The following is a 375-nucleotide window of genomic DNA, read 5'->3' as shown; positions in this document are numbered from 1 at the left end:
GCCACCCCGGCATGTCATATTGAAAATTGGAGCGGAAGACGGGATTCGAACCCGCGACCCCAACCTTGGCAAGGTTGTATTCTACCACTGAACTACTTCCGCAAGACATGTTTGAGATATTTTATTAAAAGTGCGGGTGAAGGGAGTCGAACCCCCACGCCAAAGGCGCTAGATCCTAAGTCTAGTGCGTCTGCCAATTCCGCCACACCCGCATATTAATTAAAATGGTGAGCCATGAAGGACTCGAACCTTCGACCCTCTGATTAAAAGTCAGATGCTCTACCAACTGAGCTAATGGCTCTTACAATAAAAACTGGTGCCGACTAGAGGACTTGAACCCCCAACCTACTGATTACAAGTCAGTTGCTCTACCAA

Annotated in this window: 3 tRNA genes; all 3 read right to left on the bottom strand. The window is 48.0% G+C overall.

The features are described from left to right. Positions 1-27: 27 nt before the first annotated feature. Positions 28-102 (bottom strand) — tRNA-Gly (locus MR107_RS30525). 29 nt (positions 103-131) lie between these two features. Further along, positions 132-212 (bottom strand) — tRNA-Leu (locus MR107_RS30520). Positions 213-225: 13 nt separating this feature from the next. Next, positions 226-301 (bottom strand) — tRNA-Lys (locus tag MR107_RS30515). Between the last annotated feature and the right edge of the window lie 74 nt (positions 302-375).

It is taken from the genome of Bacillus cereus group sp. BfR-BA-01441 (genome assembly GCF_022663075.1).
Lineage (GTDB): Bacteria > Bacillota > Bacilli > Bacillales > Bacillaceae_G > Bacillus_A > Bacillus_A cereus.
This window is presented reverse-complemented; position numbering and strand designations above follow the sequence as displayed.